This is a genomic window from Kaistia defluvii, from assembly GCF_026343955.1.
In the GTDB taxonomy this organism is placed as follows: Bacteria; Pseudomonadota; Alphaproteobacteria; order Rhizobiales; family Kaistiaceae; genus Kaistia; species Kaistia defluvii.
In genome coordinates this window covers 670,358-684,874 of the sequence record NZ_JAPKNI010000002.1, presented here as the reverse complement: position 1 = coordinate 684,874, position 14,517 = coordinate 670,358, and the positions used below count along the sequence as shown (strand labels likewise).

At 65.8% G+C, this 14,517-nt stretch carries 16 protein-coding genes; 14 read left to right on the top strand and 2 right to left on the bottom strand.

Annotation, left to right across the window (positions count from 1 at the left end):
- The first annotated feature begins 42 nt into the window (after nt 1-42).
- The 4 genes from OSH10_RS07480 (at nt 43) to OSH10_RS07465 (ending at nt 3,434) form a co-directional block, all read left to right on the top strand.
- Complete coding sequence (locus OSH10_RS07480; RefSeq protein WP_266331020.1) at nt 43-687, top strand: amino acid ABC transporter permease; 645 nt, start codon at nt 43-45, stop codon at nt 685-687.
- 55 nt (nt 688-742) lie between these two features.
- Nucleotides 743-1,483, top strand: a complete 741-nt coding sequence (locus tag OSH10_RS07475; RefSeq protein WP_266331142.1) for an amino acid ABC transporter ATP-binding protein — start codon at nt 743-745, stop codon at nt 1,481-1,483.
- Between the two features lie 46 nt (nt 1,484-1,529).
- Nucleotides 1,530-2,330 (top strand): transporter substrate-binding domain-containing protein, encoded by an 801-nt coding sequence (locus OSH10_RS07470; protein WP_266331019.1) that lies wholly within the window; start codon nt 1,530-1,532, stop codon nt 2,328-2,330.
- A 303-nt stretch (nt 2,331-2,633) separates the two neighbouring features.
- Nucleotides 2,634-3,434 (top strand): shikimate dehydrogenase family protein, encoded by an 801-nt coding sequence (locus OSH10_RS07465; RefSeq protein WP_266331018.1) that lies wholly within the window; start codon nt 2,634-2,636, stop codon nt 3,432-3,434.
- Between the two features lie 140 nt (nt 3,435-3,574).
- Here OSH10_RS07465 and OSH10_RS07460 read toward each other — a convergent pair whose 3' ends face one another.
- A complete protein-coding gene (locus OSH10_RS07460) occupies nt 3,575-4,321 on the bottom strand; it encodes a GntR family transcriptional regulator (protein ID WP_266331017.1) in 747 nt (248 codons plus the stop codon).
- Between the two features lie 633 nt (nt 4,322-4,954).
- Between OSH10_RS07460 and OSH10_RS07455 the strand changes: the two genes are divergently transcribed.
- From OSH10_RS07455 to OSH10_RS07440, 4 genes are read left to right on the top strand one after another with little or no spacing between them, the layout of a single operon-like run.
- Nucleotides 4,955-5,632: an amino acid ABC transporter permease gene (locus OSH10_RS07455; protein ID WP_266331141.1), complete on the top strand. Its 678-nt coding sequence runs from the start codon at nt 4,955-4,957 to the stop codon at nt 5,630-5,632.
- Nucleotides 5,633-5,646: 14 nt separating this feature from the next.
- Entirely contained in the window at nt 5,647-6,294 is a 648-nt protein-coding gene (locus OSH10_RS07450; protein WP_266331015.1) for an amino acid ABC transporter permease, read from the top strand.
- Complete coding sequence (locus OSH10_RS07445; RefSeq protein WP_323181563.1) at nt 6,281-7,069, top strand: amino acid ABC transporter ATP-binding protein; 789 nt, start codon at nt 6,281-6,283, stop codon at nt 7,067-7,069. The genes OSH10_RS07450 and OSH10_RS07445 overlap by 14 nt, the downstream gene beginning before the upstream one ends.
- 22 nt (nt 7,070-7,091) lie before the next feature.
- On the top strand, nt 7,092-7,886 hold the full coding sequence (locus OSH10_RS07440; RefSeq protein WP_266331014.1) for a transporter substrate-binding domain-containing protein: 795 nt from the start codon (nt 7,092-7,094) through the stop codon (nt 7,884-7,886).
- A gap of 102 nt (nt 7,887-7,988) precedes the next feature.
- Here OSH10_RS07440 and OSH10_RS07435 read toward each other — a convergent pair whose 3' ends face one another.
- Nucleotides 7,989-8,252: a helix-turn-helix transcriptional regulator gene (locus OSH10_RS07435; RefSeq protein WP_266331013.1), complete on the bottom strand. Its 264-nt coding sequence runs from the start codon at nt 8,250-8,252 to the stop codon at nt 7,989-7,991.
- A gap of 90 nt (nt 8,253-8,342) precedes the next feature.
- Between OSH10_RS07435 and OSH10_RS07430 the strand changes: the two genes are divergently transcribed.
- From OSH10_RS07430 to mnhG, 6 genes are read left to right on the top strand one after another with little or no spacing between them, the layout of a single operon-like run.
- Entirely contained in the window at nt 8,343-11,261 is a 2,919-nt protein-coding gene (locus OSH10_RS07430; RefSeq protein WP_266331012.1) for a monovalent cation/H+ antiporter subunit A, read from the top strand.
- Nucleotides 11,261-11,602 carry a Na+/H+ antiporter subunit C gene (locus tag OSH10_RS07425; RefSeq protein WP_266331010.1) on the top strand — a complete coding sequence of 114 codons (342 nt, stop codon included), beginning with the start codon at nt 11,261-11,263 and terminating at the stop codon, nt 11,600-11,602. The genes OSH10_RS07430 and OSH10_RS07425 overlap by 1 nt, the downstream gene beginning before the upstream one ends.
- Complete coding sequence (locus OSH10_RS07420; protein ID WP_266331009.1) at nt 11,602-13,242, top strand: monovalent cation/H+ antiporter subunit D; 1,641 nt, start codon at nt 11,602-11,604, stop codon at nt 13,240-13,242. Before OSH10_RS07425 ends, OSH10_RS07420 begins: the two co-directional genes overlap by 1 nt.
- Entirely contained in the window at nt 13,239-13,724 is a 486-nt protein-coding gene (locus tag OSH10_RS07415) for a Na+/H+ antiporter subunit E (RefSeq protein ID WP_266331008.1), read from the top strand. Before OSH10_RS07420 ends, OSH10_RS07415 begins: the two co-directional genes overlap by 4 nt.
- Nucleotides 13,721-14,002, top strand: coding sequence for a K+/H+ antiporter subunit F (locus OSH10_RS07410; RefSeq protein ID WP_266331007.1), 282 nt, complete (start codon nt 13,721-13,723; stop codon nt 14,000-14,002). Before OSH10_RS07415 ends, OSH10_RS07410 begins: the two co-directional genes overlap by 4 nt.
- Nucleotides 13,999-14,400 carry a monovalent cation/H(+) antiporter subunit G gene (gene mnhG / locus OSH10_RS07405; protein WP_266331006.1) on the top strand — a complete coding sequence of 134 codons (402 nt, stop codon included), beginning with the start codon at nt 13,999-14,001 and terminating at the stop codon, nt 14,398-14,400. Before OSH10_RS07410 ends, mnhG begins: the two co-directional genes overlap by 4 nt.
- Nucleotides 14,401-14,517: the final 117 nt, after the last annotated feature.

Sequence of the window (14,517 nt, the reverse complement as noted above, 5' to 3'; positions counted from 1 at the left end):
CCGGCTCCCGCCCGCCCTTTCCACGATGCACGGATCCCGCCCATGTTCGGACTGACCATCGAGCAGATCGCCTTCATCTTCCGCGGCGCCGGCTGGACCATCGTCCTGTCGCTGCTCGGCTTCGTCGGCGGCACGATACTGGGCCTGCCGGTGGCGCTGGCGCGCGCCTCGCGCCGCCGCAGCCTCAGGACCGGTTCCGGCCTGTTCGTGCAGCTGGTTCAGGGCATCCCGCTGCCGGTCATCATGTTCGTCGTCTATTTCGGCATCTCGATCGGTGGCTATGACGTGCCGGCGCTGGTCGCCGCCGGCATCGCCATGACGCTCTATTCCAGCGCCTATCTCGGCGAGATCTGGCGCGGCTGCATCCAGGCCGTGCCGAAGACGCAGTGGGAAGCGGGCGAATGTCTGGCGCTGACCAACACGCAGCGCTTCGTCTTCGTCATCCTGCCGCAGGCGCTGCGCATCGCCGTGCCGCCGACGGTCGGCTTCCTGGTCCAGATCGTCAAGAACACCTCCTATGCGGTGGTGATCGGCTTCTTCGACCTCACCTACTCGGCCAAGGTGATCAACAACTCGACCTTCATGCCCTTCACCGTCTTCACCCTCGCGGCGCTGATCTACTTCGCCATCTGCTTCCCGATGTCGGTCCTGGCGCGCCGGTTCGAGCGCCGGCTGAGCCGGAGCTGAGGAGATCCAGATGAACATCGCCGCCAGCCCGCAACGCGCGACCGAGATTCAGAACATGACCCGATCCGATACCCCGCTCGTGCGCTTCCAGGGCGTCCGCAAGAGCTTTGGCGAGCTGGAGGTGCTGAAAGGCATCGATCTCGAGGTCAAGTCGGGCGAGGTCGTGGCGCTGATCGGCCGCTCCGGCTCCGGCAAGAGCACGGCGCTTCGCTGCGTCAACGGGCTGGAGCGGATCAACGCCGGCGAACTCACCGTCTGCGGCCGCACGCTGCATGACGGCAAGGTCGACCTGCGCGACCTGCGCCAGGACGTCGGCATCGTGTTCCAGAGCTACAACCTGTTCCCGCATCTCACCGTCGAGCAGAACGTCACCCTCGCTCCGCGCAAGGTCCACAGGATCGGCGCGAAAGAGGCGCGCGAGCTGTCCGACCAGGTGCTGGCGCAGGTCGGCCTTTCCGACAAGGCGAAGAACTATCCCGAGCAGCTTTCCGGCGGCCAGCAGCAGCGCGTCGCGATCGCCCGCTCGCTGGCGATGCGGCCCAAGCTGATCCTGTTCGACGAAGTCACGTCCGCCCTCGACCCGGAACTGACCGGCGAAGTGCTGCGCGTCATCGCGAAGCTCGCCGCCGAAGGCATGACCATGATGCTCGTGACCCACGAGATGGCCTTTGCCCGCTCGGTCGCGGACCAGATCGTCTTCATGCACCAGGGCCGCATCTGGGAGAGCGGCAAGGGCGACATGCTCGAAGATCCCCAGACGCCGGAACTGCGCCAGTTCGTCGGCAACGGTCTCTAGGCGACGCCCCAGGCGTCAAACCGAACTACCCAGTGGAGGAAACACCATGAACTTCAGGCATCTCGTCGGCGGGCTCACCCTGTCGCTGGCGCTCTGCGCCGGCGCGGCGACGGCCCAGGCCGACACGCCCGCGCAGATCAAGGAGCGCGGCACGCTGCGCGTCGCGGTCGATATCGGCCATCCGCCCTACGGCATGCTCGACGCGCAGGCGCAGGCAACCGGCTCCGACATCGAGACCGCCAAGCTTCTGGCAGACGACCTCGGCGTGAAGCTCGAAGTCGTGCCGGTCTCGGGCGCCAACCGCGTGCCGTTCCTGCTCGCCAACAAGGCCGACGTCGTCATAGCCTCGTTCTCGATCACGGCCGAGCGCAAGAAGGTCGTCAACTACTCGAAGCCCTACGGCGTCATTCCCGTCGTCGTCTCGGCCCCCAAGGCGGTCGCGATCGCCTCGGCCGCGGATCTCGCCGGCAAGAACATCGCGGTCGCCCGCGGCACGACCGCCGACATCGAGCTGACACGCGCCCTCAAGGAAGCCGGCGCCGCCGCCAGCATCGTGCGCTACGAGGACGAGGCAACCACCAATACCGCCGTCGCCACCGGCCAGCAGGACGTGTTCGCGGCCGCGCTGTCGACCGCCAATTCGGTTGCCGAGCAGAACGCGGACAAGGGCCTCGAGGTCAAGCTGACGCTGGCCGCCTACCCGATGGCGATCGGCCTGCGCAAGAACGACGCCGAACTCAAGACCTGGGTCGACGAGTGGGTCGCGACCAACCTGAAGAACGGCAAGCTGAACGAGATCTACGTCAAGTATTTCAACCAGAACCTGCCGGAAACCATCCCGGAATAAGAAGCGCGGCGGGCCCCTCGGGGCCCGCCTTTTCAGGCAAGGAATGTCCAGGCCTTTCAGGCAGATCTACCGCCTCCGCCATCATCCTGAGGCGCTTCGCGCGAGCGAAGCCTCGAAGGAGGTTCCAGCGGAGCTCGTTCGTTGCAGACGACGCCGTATCCCGCCTCCCTAGAAGCGTTCCCTGGACCCTCCTTCGAGGCCCGGCTTTGCCGGGCACCTCAGGATGATGGTCGAGTTCTGGGAGTCGCAGAGATCGGCGCGGCGCTCTGTTTTCCAGACCACGTCCCACAAAGGCGCACCGACATGACCGAGACCCGCGAGATCACCGGCAAGACCCGCGTGCTCGGCATCCTGGCCGACCCGATCGCGCATGTGAAAGCGCCGCCGGGCATCAACCGCATCGCCCGCCGGCGCGGCCGTGACGCCGTCATGGTGCCGTTCCAGATCTCCCCAGAGACGCTGCCGCACTTCGCCGACGCGTTGCGGAACCTGAGAAGCTTCGACGGCGCCATCATCACCGTGCCGCACAAGGGCGCGATGGCCGCGCTGTGCGACGAGGTCAGCGCCAGCGCCCGCGCCATCGGCGCCGTCAATGTGATCCGCCGCGAGCCGGATGGCCGGCTGGTCGGCGACATGCTGGACGGCCTCGGCTTCGTCGCGGGCCTGACGGTCGCCGGCATCCCGATCGCCGGGCGCAGCGCCTATCTTGCCGGCGCCGGCGGCGCGGCCAACGCCATCGCCTTTGCGCTGGTCGAGGGCGGCGTGTCCAAGCTCACGATCGCCAACCGAACCCGCGCCAAGGCCGAGGCGCTGCGGGAGCGCATCCTGGGCCTTCATCCGGATGCCAATGTCGCTATCGGCGACAGCGACCCGAGCGGCCATGACCTTGTCGTCAACGGCACCTCGCTCGGCATGCGCGCCGAAGACGCGGCGCCGCTCGATTTCGCCCGCCTTGAGCCCGAGATGATCGTCGCCGAGGTGATCATGCAGCCAACCATGACGCCCCTGCTGGTCGCCGCCGAGGCCGCCGGCTGCCGCATCCACCTGGGCAAGCCGATGCTCGACCAGCAACTGGAGCTGATGGCCGACTATTTCGGGCTGTAGCTCTGGAAGACCGCTATCCCATCCCTCTCCCGCAACGGCAGAGGGAGCCCATCGCACCCCGTCTGCCCGTCGACACTGCCTCGGTGGAGAAAGCCCTCGCCCGCTCGCGGGACAGGATGGGGTGAGGAGCTTGCTTGCCCCTACCGGGTCGACGCGCGGCGGGCGAACTGCGGTTTTTCCTCGAAGAAGTCGGGATAGCGCTCGCGCAGGCCCTCCAGCCGGGGCAGCAGGTCCCGGACATGCACGCGCATCGCCTCGCGCGCATCTTCGGGACGATGCTCGCAGATCGCCTCGACCACCGTCGTGTGCTGGGCGACGACCCGGCGCGACGTGTCGAGTTCGGGCAGGGTAAGGTAGCGGACGCGATCGAGATGGCCGCGCGCCTGCTCCACGGGACGGCCAAGACCGCGCAGGCCGGCGACCTCGCAGATCAGCCGGTGCGTCTCCTCGTCGAGCAGGTGGAACTCGGGCCACCGCTCGGCCTCGAGCGCCGCCGAATGGCGGGCGAGCACGGCGCGCAGGCGGAGGATGCCGTCCTCGTCGATGATGCGCGCGGCCCGTTCCGCCGTGGCGCATTCGATCGCCTCGCGCAGGAACTGCGCCTCCAGCAGCGCCTCCATGCGGATCGGCGCGATCACCGTCGCCAGTTGCGGATAGCTGGTCAGGAGCCCCTCTTCCGACAGGCGGATGAAGGCCTCGCGCACGGGCGTGCGGCTGACGGACAGGCGGTTGGCGACGTCCTGCTCGGAGATCGGACGATTGGGCTCGAGTTGCAGCGACAGGATCGCCCGCCGCAGCAGGTCATACACCTGCTGCGAGGCGCGCCGGTCTCGCGTGAGATTGGCGTCGTCCAGAATCGCCCCGAGCGAGTGACTTCCCGACTCCATGATTCCGCCCCCTGTTTTTTTATTCGGCTTTTTTGCGTCCCACCTTCGGTGGATACGATGAATCTTAGAATGAAACCAAACGTTTCCGCCGTCCATTCCGGCCAAACAAGCCGATTGTTGGGCCATATTGTCAAGAACCGTAGACTAGAATACTAGTGCCGGGACGCACAAAGAGGCAAGGCAAGCCTGACTGGCAAACGGATCGGAGCGGTCCGGCGCCGGGAAGTGACCCGACTGCGCGAGCCCATCGCGACACCGGGTCCTGGCAGCTCGCCAAGGCCCGCGCGGTTCCCGCCCTCACCGGCGCAGTTCCACTACGCATGCCTCCGGGAGGAGGTTCGACCAAGGCGACGCAATGAACACCACGAACCCGATGGCCTTCACGCCGAACCGCCCGGTCCCGCACCGGGCATCGAACGGGAGCCTTACGATTCCGCCTAGGTCGGATTGCCACAGCCATGCGGTGTTGCGATCGCCGTCCGCGGGGAATATGCCGCCGTCGATGGAACGGGCCGCTGCAACCTCATGACGGGTCACGCCGCCACGAAGATCCGCGCCGTGTAGCGAAAAAACGCCCCCACCCGCGATTTCGCACAAGCCCTACCGAGCCCCCCAACAGCAGGCGACGGGATGATCTCATACTCGTTTGACTTCTCTTTTCTCTTGACGACCTGGCCTGCCTTCATGCGCGGCGCCTGGCAGACCATCCTGCTCGCGGGAACGTCGATCGCCCTCGGCTTCGTCGTCGCGCTGGTCTGCGCGATCATCCGTTCCGGCAAGAGCAAGCTCGCCTCCGGCCTGGTCGGCGCCTATGTCGAGGTGATCCGCAACACGCCGCTTCTGGTGCAGATCTTCATCGTCTATTTCGGTCTGCCCAGCCTCGGCCTGCGGCTCTCGGCCGAGACGGCCGCCGTCATCGCGCTGGTGATCAACACCGGCGCCTATGGCAGCGAGATCATCCGCGCCGGCATCGAGTCGATCGCCAAGGGGCAGATCGAGGCCGCCGAATGCCTCGGCCTCAACAAGCTGCAGATCTACTGGCACATCGTGCTGATCCCGGCCGTCGAGCGCGTCTATCCGGCGCTGTCGAGCCAGTTCGTGCTGCTGATGCTGTCCTCCTCGATCACCTCGCAGATCTCGGCGCAGGAACTGACCGCCGAGGCAAACCTGATCCAGTCCGAAACGTTCCGCTCGTTCGAGGTCTACCTGATCGTCGCGGCCGTCTATCTCGCCCTCTCCGTCCTCTTCCGCGTCGTCCTGTGGGCCATCGGCGAAGTCGCCTTTGTCCGCCGCCGCAAGCTGCGCACGTGAGGTGAGGTGAAGCCATGATCACGTTCTCCTCCACCCATCTGATCTACCTCATCGAGGCGGCACGCTGGACGCTGCTGCTGTCCGTGCTGGCCTTCATCGGCGGCGGCATTGTCGGCCTCGCCCTGGCGCTCGGCCGCGTCTCGCAGATCCGCTGGCTGCGCTGGGTGTCGTCCGCCTACATCCAGATCATCCAAGGCACGCCGCTGCTGGTGGTGCTGTTCCTGGCCTATTTCGGCCTGTCGATCCTCGGCCTCGACATCCCGCCGATCGTCGCCGCCGGCCTGTCGCTCACGCTCTACACCTCGGCCTTCCTCGGCGAGATCTGGCGCGGCTGCATCCTCTCGGTGCCGAAGACGCAGTGGGAAGCCTCCAACTGCATCGGCCTGAACCGGCTGCAGCAGTATCGCTACGTCATCCTGCCGCAGGCGGCCCGTATCGCGATCCCGCCGACCGTGGGCTTCATGGTCCAGATCATCAAGAACACTTCGATCACCTCGATCATCGGCTTCGTCGAGCTCGCGAGAGCGGGGCAGATCGTCAACAACTCGACCTTCGAGCCGTTCATCACCTTCGTCTTCGTGGCGATGATCTATTTCGCCATGTGCTACCCCCTCTCTCTCGCCAGCAGACATTTCGAAAGGAAGCTCAATGTCGGTAAATGAAGCCACCGGCACGAGACCTCGGAACGAAGCCGTGCCGGGCGCCGAACCCATCATCGTCGTCGACAATGTTTCGAAGAGTTTCGGCCCCCTCCAGGTGCTGCACGGTGTGTCGCTGACCATCGAGCGCGGCACCATGGTCGCCATCGTCGGACGCTCCGGCTCCGGCAAGAGCACGCTCCTGCGCTGCATGAACGCGCTCGAGGAGATCAATGGCGGAACCATCGAGGTCTGCGGCAACAAGGTGTCGATGGGCGACCGCCCGTCGGTCAAGCGCCTGCGCACCGATGTCGGCATGGTGTTCCAGAGCTACAACCTGTTCCCGCACCTGACCGTGCTGCGCAACATCACGCTGGCGCTGACGGTGGTGCAGAAGAAGAGCCGCGCCGAGGCCGAGGCGATCGCCCAGAAGGTGCTCGCCATGGTCGGCCTCGCCGACAAGGCCGAAGCCTATCCCGAACAGCTTTCGGGCGGCCAGGCGCAGCGCGTCGCCATCGCCCGCTCGCTCGCGCTTTCACCAAAAGTGCTGCTGTTCGACGAAGTGACCTCGGCGCTCGACCCGGAACTGACCGGCGAAGTGCTGAAGGTGATGGAAGACCTCGCCCGCGAGGGCATGACGATGGTTCTGGTGACGCATGAAATGGCGTTCGCCCGCCGGCTCGCCGACGTCGTCGTGTTCATGCATCAGGGCAAGGTCTGGGAGGCAGGTCCGCCGGCCGAGATTTTCGCAGATCCGAAGACACCGGAACTGCGCCAGTTTCTCAGCAGCGGCCTTTGACGTTTCAACTGGAGGTAATGACATGAAGTTTCTGACGCGCGTCGCGCTCGCCGCGACCCTGGCCATCGGCGTCGCCGGTGTCGCCAAGGCCGATCTTCTGGCCGACATCAAGGCCAAGGGCGAGATCGCGATCGCCATCGACCTCGGCGCGCCGCCATGGGGAATGACCGATGCCGATCTGAAGCCCGCGGGTGCCGACGTCGAAGTCGCCAACAAGCTGGCGCAGGATCTCGGCGTCAAGATGAAGCTGGTCGAAGTGACCGGCCCGAACCGCGTGCCCTTCCTGCTCACCGGCAAGACCGACATCGTCGTCTCGTCCTTCGCGATCACCCCCGAACGCGCCAAGGTCGTCGACTTCGTTCCCTACTCGGTCAACCGCCTGATCGTGTTCGGACCCAAGGGCGTCGAGATCAAGTCGCTCGAGGACCTCTCCGGCAAGCGCGTCGGCGTCGTGCGCGGCAATCTGCAGGACACCGAGCTGACCAAGAAGGCTCCGGCCGACACCAAGCTCGTCCGCTTCGACGATGACGCGACCACCATCACCGCGCTGATGTCCGGCCAGGTCGACGCCATGTGCGCGCCCTACGGCATGTATCTGACGCTGGCCGAACGCTACCCGGCCAAGGAACTCGAGCCCAAGGCCGAAGTCGTCCAGCAGCCGCTGGGCATCGGCCTGCGCCAGAACGAGCCGGAGCTCAAGGCCTGGCTGCAGGGCTGGGTCAAGAAGGGCGCCGATGACGGCTCGCTCTCGACGATCTTCGAGAAGTACATGGGCGCCAAGCTCGACCTGGCCCCGTACCTGACCGAAGCCAAGTAAGGTCAACACCCCCGGTGTGACGAAGAAGGGCTGCCCGCAACCGCGCGGCAGCCCTTTTTCATGGGCGGCTTGAAACAGCCGGGCCGCAGCGGTGCTCTCGCGTCAGTTGATCGTCTCCGACTGGGCATCGCCATGGACGCAGGCCAGGCGGACACCCGGTCCCTCGCCCTGGGCTGGAATCAGCCGGACGCCCCCTTCCTCGAACGCCCGAACCAGGAGAGCCTCGGTAGCCCGGTGAATCGCATGGCGATTGCACTCGAAGTCCTTGATCGTACTGCGCGAGACGCCCGCGACGTTGGCGAGATGCTCCTGTGTCCAGTTAAGCAGTCCCCGCGCCGCACGACATTGCTCCGGAAGCAGATTCATCGTTTCAAAGCCTTGCCTAACGTCCCTCAAGTCAACCATAATGGGTGAGATCAGGCAATGGGGCCTGTGATCGAACGGGCCACGGCATCTATGACGGACGACGCATCGCTAATTCTGATGGTCGGCCTTCCATTTGCCGGAAGCATTCTCGCCGCGGCACTCCCCACCAATGCCCGCACCGCCGCCGCGGCCCTGGCTGGCGGCGTCACGACGATCTGTCTCGCCCTCGCGCTGATGCTCTACGCCCCGGTCGCGTCATCGGGCGTCGTGCGCAACCAGATCGACTGGATCCCGGCGCTCGGCCTCAATTTCTCGCTGCGGATGGACGGCTTCGCCTGGATGTTCGCGCTGCTGGTCGCCGCCATCGGGCTGCTCGTGGTGCTCTATGCGCGCTACTACATGTCGCGCGAAGACCCCGTCCCGCGCTTCTTCTCGTTCTTCCTCGCCTTCATGGGCTCGATGCTCGGCATCGTTCTGTCCGGCAATCTGATCCTGCTCGTCGTGTTCTGGGAAATGACGAGCATCTTCTCCTTCCTGCTGATCGGCTACTGGCACCACAATGCCAGCGCGCGCGATGGCGCGCGCATGGCGCTGACGATCACCGGCATTGGCGGCCTGGGGCTGCTGACCGGCGTGCTGCTGCTCGGCCATATCGTCGGCAGCTACCAGCTGGACGTCGTGCTCGCCTCGGGCAACCTGATCCGCTCGAATCCGCTCTATGTGCCGACTCTCTGCTTCATCGCGCTCGGCGCGCTGACCAAGAGCGCCCAGTTCCCGTTCCATTTCTGGCTGCCCAACGCGATGGCGGCGCCCACCCCGGTTTCGGCCTTCCTGCATTCCGCGACCATGGTCAAGGCGGGCGTCTTCCTGCTGGCGCGGTTCTGGCCGGTGCTGGCGGGGACCAATGAGTGGTTCTGGATCATCGGCCTCGCCGGCATGATGTCCTTCCTGCTCGGCTCCTATTTCGCGATCTTCGAGCAGGACATCAAAGGCCTGCTCGCCTATTCGACCATCAGCCATCTCGGCCTGATCACCATGCTGCTCAGCCTCGGCAGCCCGCTCGGCGCCGTCGCCGCGATTTTCCACATGATGAACCACGCGACCTTCAAGGCATCGCTGTTCATGGCGGCCGGCATCATCGATCACGAGACGGGAACCCGCGACATGCGGCGGCTGAGCGGCCTGTTCCGGTTCATGCCGTTCACCGCGACGCTGGCCATGGTGGCGAGCGCCGCGATGGCGGGCGTGCCGCTGCTCAACGGCTTCCTGTCCAAGGAAATGTTCTTCGCCGAGACGATCGAGACGCATGTCAATTCGATCCTCGACACGGTCGCTCCCTATGCGGCCTTCGTCGGCAGCGCCTTTGCCGTGGCCTATTCGGTCCGCTTCATCCACGGCGTGTTTTTCGGGCCGCCGCCGACCGACCTGCCCAGCCAGCCGCACGAGCCGGCATTCTGGATGCGCTTCCCGATCCTGCTCCTGGTCATCACCTGCCTGGTCGTCGGCATCGTGCCCGGCATCACGATCGGCCCCTACCTGCACACGGCCGTCACCTCCGTGCTGGGCGATCGGACGCCGAACTACAGCCTTTCCGTCTGGCATGGCTTCAACCTGCCGCTGATGATGAGCATGGGCGCGCTGGTCCTGGGCATCATCATGTTTGCCTGCCTGAAGCGCTATCTTGCGACCAGCGAGGAAGGCCCGCCCTACTTCCGCCGCCTGAAGGGCCAGCGCATCTTCGAGCGCGCCATGGTCACCATGTCGTGGCGTTGGGCGCGTTTCCTGGAAGCCCGCCTCGGCACCCGCCGCCTGCAGCCGCAGCTTCGGCTCCTGGTCCTGGTCGCCATCATCGCCGCCCTCTGGCCGCTGACCATTCTCGGCTTCGATCGCGACAAGCTGACGCTCGCGGGCGCCGATCCCGCCTTTGTCGGCATCTGGGCGATCGGTATTGTCTGTGCCATCGGCGCGGCCTGGCAGGCCAAGTTCCACCGCCTCGTCGCGCTGACGCTGATGGGCGGCGCTGGACTTGTCACCTGCATCACGTTCCTCTGGTTCTCCGCGCCCGATCTCGCGGTCACGCAGCTCCTGGTCGAGATCGTCACCACCGTGCTCATCCTGCTCGGCCTGCGCTGGCTGCCGAAGCGCTCGCCCGAAATCGCGGCCGGCGACACCGGCATCGGCGCCAAGCTGCGACGCTATCGCGACCTGATCGTCGCCACCGTCGCCGGCACCGGCATGATGCTGATCTCCTATGCGATCATGACGCGATCGGTGCCGGACACGATTTCCGACTACTTCCTCGAAAAGGCCTATTCGGAGGGCGGCGGCCGCAATGTGGTCAACGTCATCCTGGTCGACTTCCGCGGTTTCGACACCATGGGTGAAATGACGGTGCTCGGCGTCGTGGCGCTGACGGTCTACGCGCTGCTGCGCCGCTTCCGCCCGGCCGCCGACAGTGTCGAATCGCCCGAGCAGCAGCGGATCCAGAACGCCGATGACGATGCGCGGCCGGACCGCAAGCTCGGCGATACGGTGAGCGACTACCTGCTGGTGCCCGCCGTCATCATGCAGTGGCTGTTCCCGGTGATCATCGTCTTCGCCGCCTATCTGTTCATGCGCGGACACGACCTGCCGGGCGGCGGCTTCGCGGCCGGCATCGCACTGGCGGCAGCGTTCATTCTGCAATACATGGCGGCGGGAACCGTGTGGGTCGAAGACAGGCTCCGCGTGCTGCCGGTCCGCTGGATCGGCATCGGCCTGCTGCTCGCCGTGGCCGTCGGCTCGGGATCCTGGATCTTCGGCTACCCGTTCCTGACGACCCACTCGCAATATGTCGACCTGCCCTGGATCGGCGCCGTTCCGGCGGCGACCGCGCTGCTGTTCGATTTCGGCGTGTTCTCGCTTGTGCTGGGCGCGACCACGCTGATGCTGATCGCGCTGGCCCACCAGTCGATCCGCCGCCTCCGCGCGCCCAGCACGCCTGCCGGCCCCAGCGAGGAGGCTTCCTGATGGAATTCGTTCTCGCCATCGGCATCGGCGTCCTGATCGGCTCGGGTGTGTTCCTGCTGTTCCGGCCGCGCACCTACCAGCTCATCATCGGGCTGTCCCTGATCGCCTATGGCGTCAATCTCTTCATCTTCTCGATGGGCCGGCTGAAAATCGCGGCCCCGCCCGTGCTGGCCTCGGGAGGGCCCGTGAATCCCGCCGACTACGCCGACCCCATTCCCCAGGCCCTCGTCCTGACCGCCATCGTCATCGGCTTTGCCACCGCGGCGCTTTTCCTCGTCGTGCTGCTAGTCTCGCGCGGCCTGACGGGTAGCGATCACGTCGATGGCCGGGAGCCCAACTGATGGGGTGGATGGATCATCTGGTGATCGTTCCGGTACTGCTGCCGCTTGTCACCGGCGCCATGCTGCTGATGTTCGACGAGCGAAGGCACAGGCTGAAGGCAACGATCAACGTCGTCTCGACCATCCTGCTGGCACTGGTCGCGGTATCGCTGCTCGATATCGCCGACACGCCGACCGCCGCGAACAAGGCGGCCGCCATCGTCTATCTGCTCGGCAACTGGCCGGCGCCCTTCGGCATCGTGCTGGTGCTGGACCGGCTGTCGGCGATGATGCTGGTGCTGACCGCGATGCTGGCGCTGCCGGCGCTGATCTATTCGCTGGCGCGCTGGCACAAGAGCGGCCCGCATTTCCACACCCTGTTCCAGTTGCTGCTGATGGGGCTGAACGGCGCCTTCCTGACGGGCGACCTGTTCAACCTGTTCGTTTTCTTCGAGGTGCTGCTCGCCTCGTCCTACGGCCTGATGCTGCACGGTTCCGGCCCGCTGCGCGTCAAGGCGGGCCTGCACTATATCGTCATCAACCTGGCCGCCTCGTCGCTGTTCCTGATCGGCGTCGCCATGATCTATGGCGTCGCCGGCACGCTGAACATGGCCGATCTGTCCGTGCGCATCGCGCTGGTGCCGGCATCGGACCGCATGCTGCTCGATGCCGGCGCCGGCATTCTCGGCATCGCCTTCCTGGTCAAGGCAGGCATGTGGCCGCTCGGCTTCTGGCTACCCACCGCCTATAACGCCGCGGCAGCGCCGGTCGCCGCGATTTTCGCGATCCTCTCCAAGGTGGGCGTCTATGCACTGATGCGGCTTTCGCCGCTGCTGTTCGGCGCCGGAGCGGGCGATTCGACCGGCTTCGGCGACAGCTGGCTTCTGGTCGGAGGGATGGCGACCATGGCCTTCGGCATCATCGGCGTGCTGGCCTCGCAGGCGAAGGGCCGGCTCGCGGGCTTCTATATCCTGATCTCGTCCGGGACGCTGCTGGCGGCGATCGGCATGGCCAATGCCCCGACCACCGCCGGTGCGCTCTACTACCTGGTCTCCTCGACCATGGCGGTGAGCGCCTTCTTCCTGCTGATCGAACTGGTCGACCGCGTGCAGGATCCGGCCGCCAACGTGCTGGCCGTCACCATGGACGCCTATGGCGACGACATGGAAGAAGAAGAGGCGGAAGAGGAGGTCGGCGTCGCCATTCCCGCGACGCTGGTGATTCTCGGCATCTGCTTTGCGAGCAGCGGCCTACTGCTGGCCGGCCTGCCGCCGCTCTCCGGCTTCATCGGCAAGTTCGCCATCCTGACGGCGGTGTTCAATCCGAACGGACTGACCCAGGGCAGCACGCTGTCGCTTTCGACCTGGGTTTTCGCCGGGCTTCTGGTGGTCTCGGGTCTCGCGGCGATGATCGCCATCACCCGATCCGGCATCCAGACCTTCTGGGCGCCGATCGAGGGCCGCGTGCCGCGCGTGCTGCTGATGGAGATCGCGCCGGTCGCCTTCCTGCTGACGCTCTGCGTCGGGCTCACCGTCTTCGGCGGCCCGGTGATGCGCTATATGGAACAGACCGCGCAATCGCTGCATTCACCCGGCACCTATATCGAGGGCGTGATGAACGCGCCGCGTGTGCCACCGCCGGCAAGGGAGGCTGCGCCATGAGACGGGTGCTGCCCTATCCGCTGCTGACCGCGTCGCTGATCCTGATGTGGCTGCTGCTCAACAGCTTCTCGCTTGGCCATCTGCTCCTCGGCGCGATCTTCGCTTATGGTGCGTCCTGGGCGATGACGGCGCTGCAGCCGGCCAAGCCGCGCATCCGGCGCTGGGACATGATCCCACGGCTGTTCTTCGTCGTTCTCGGCGATATTTTCCGTTCCAACATCGCGGTCGCCGGCATCATCCTCCAGGGAAAGCGCCGGGCGCGCACGCCGGGCTTTGTCATCATCCCGCTGCAACTGCGCGACCGCACCGGGCTGGCGGTGCTGGCCTGCATCCTGACCGCCACGCCCGGCACCGCGTGGATCGAATATCACGCGGACAATGGCCGGCTGCTGATCCATGTGCTCGACCTGGTCGACGAGCAGGCCTGGATCGAACTGATCCGCGACCGCTATGCGCGCATGCTGTCGGAGATTTTCGAATGAGCGCGACGATCCTCCTCTGGTCCCTCACCCTGTCGCAATGGATGCTGGTCGCGGCCATGGGCTGCGCGGCCTTCCGCGTCATTGGTGGCCCCCGCGCGCAGGACCGCGTGCTCGGCCTCGACGCACTTTATGTCGCCGCCATGCTGCTGATCCTCACCTTCGGCATCCGCTCGGGCAGCACGATCTATTTCGAGGCGGCGCTGGTCATCGCGCTGCTCGCCTTCGTCTCGACGGCGGCGCTTGCCAAGTTCCTGATGCGCGGCGAGGTGATCGAATGACCGGCCTCGACGATTTCCCGCTCTGGGCGGCGATTCTCGTCTCGCTGCTGCTGCTGGCCGGCTCCGCGCTGACCCTGCTCGGTACCATCGGCCTGGTGCGGTTCAAGAGCTTCTACGAGCGCGTCCACGCGCCGACGCTGGGCACCACCTGCGGCGCCGGTGGTATCCTGATCGCCTCGATGCTGTTTTTTTCGGTGCTGCAATCGCGCCTCGCCCTGCACGAACTGCTGATCACGCTGTTCGTCACTGTCACCACGCCGGTGACGCTGATGCTGCTGGCGCGAGCCGCGATCTATCGCGACCGCACCGAGGGCAAGGCCAAGATACCGGGCTTCCAGAACGACGTCCCTCCATCGTCGGCAATGGCCTCCGACGCTCGTCCCGACGACCCGGGCTGAACGACCGGCACAACCCATCCGGGTGATCGCATCAAATTTTCGTTACCTTGACGTGCATCAATTCGGCTGTCGCATGGCCCGGCTATCCTTTCCGCTCCCATTGGGTGCAGGAGGTCC